Origin of the sequence: Bacteroides sp. LFL-34 (genome assembly GCF_027257075.1) — a bacterium.
GTDB classification, from domain to species: Bacteria; Bacteroidota; Bacteroidia; order Bacteroidales; family Bacteroidaceae; genus Bacteroides; species Bacteroides ovatus.
On record NZ_JAPQKZ010000089.1, the window covers coordinates 1 to 1,417 of the forward strand.

The 1,417-nt window shown below is 53.3% G+C and carries 2 protein-coding genes; both read right to left on the bottom strand.

Annotated elements, in window-relative coordinates:
* A partial coding sequence (locus tag N5O98_RS26275; RefSeq protein ID WP_269496177.1) for a relaxase/mobilization nuclease domain-containing protein occupies positions 1-579 on the bottom strand: 579 nt, incomplete at its 3' end.
* The gene (mobA, locus tag N5O98_RS26280; protein ID WP_007749067.1) at positions 558-986 is read right to left on the bottom strand and encodes a conjugal transfer protein MobA; all 429 of its coding nucleotides are present in this window, start codon (positions 984-986) and stop codon (positions 558-560) included. The genes N5O98_RS26275 and mobA, both read right to left, overlap by 22 nt.
* Positions 987-1,417 lie beyond the last annotated feature (431 nt).

Below are 1,417 nucleotides of genomic sequence, written 5' to 3' on the forward strand. Positions count from 1 at the left end.
CTGGAAACGGTATTGCCCGTTCAAAGCCTTAACGATATTCCCCACCTGCTTCTTCACGTCGCCCGCAGAGGCGTCCACCTTGCGCAGCGGCGTGTCAAGACGGCGATTCTTGCGTTCCGCGTCATGCAGCCCGTACTTCCGTTCCAGTTCGCGTGTTATCTGCTTGCTCCGGTAAAAATTGTTCCGGGTGTCTATGCTCCTGCCGTTCTCGTCCACCCTGACCGTCACGATATGCAGATGGTGGCGGTCGATGTCCTCATGCTTGAAAACGAGATACGGCTGGTTGCCGAAGCCCATCTTCTCCAGATACTCCCGTGCGATGTTCTGAAGCTCCGTGTCCGTCAAAATATCGTCGGGATGCGGATTGAGCGAGATATGCACCACCGGTTTCTCCACCTTCGACCGCACGGGCATCAGAGCGAGAAAGTCCTCCATAGCCCGGTGGATGTCCATCGTTCCCGTACCGTCATTGTAGATGCGGTTGGTTGTCAGAAGCCGCCCTTTCGCCTCGTTGATCTTCTCCCCGTTGTAGGCAAGTGCGCCATACAACGAGTTTCCTACACTGATTTTTGCGACCATTTTTCCTGCATCTCCCTTGAAAGTTCCACAATCTTACGGCTCAGTTTTACGAGTTCGACGGTCTGTTGCTCCAACTTGTAAAGCAACGCCATCGCCTTTTTCTCGGAAAAATGCAGCCTCAGTTCCTTCACTACTTGGTTGTAGTTCGTGCCTATCGCGCGGAACTGCGCATGAAAATCGGACAGTTTGGTGTAGTAATCCACCAGCGTCTTGTCCACTTTCAGCACCTTGAACGGCTGCCCGAAGAAGTGCGCTTTCAGGAAAACCGACTTGGCGTTTACGCCTGACTTCTCGAACATGGAGAGGAAACGGTTGTGTTCCTCCTCACTGAAACGGACGGTGTAGCGGAACACCGCCGGGTCGAGTTTGGGATTTCTCCCGCCTTTGTTTCTTCTTTTTTCACTCATATTACTTTGGATTTAGCGGTTTGACGGCATAAGCCGCCGCTTTGAGGCACAGCACCGCAGGTTTGAGAGGCTTCCCGACTTCGGAGGGTAAGCCCGCCCCCTGCAAGGGCAAGGCGTTTTCGTGGCTGCTCAAAATGTTTTGAGCGGCTGAAAACATACCTTGCTATGTTCAGGTGAACATAAAAATCCGTCGGGGACGGATTGGGGATGATTCCTTTCAAACTCCGGGCTGCGCTACCTGCGGCGTACCCTGCCGTTCGGGTGCAAAGTTACGCCCTTAAGGCGATGTCCGACAGAGGCTTGACCCGGACAATCAGTGCCAACCGGCGCAACGTGCTGCCACTTGCCGGAGAAGTGATACAAGTTCCAAAATATCCTTGTTTATTTGCAGTGTGATTCGGATGTGGGACTGAAAATACACTCCTTCCGCC

Coding starts and splice junctions, on each gene's coding strand:
- mobA (WP_007749067.1), bottom strand. CDS start 986: ATGAGTGAAAAAAGAAGAAACAAAGGCGGGAGAAATCCCAAACTCGAC.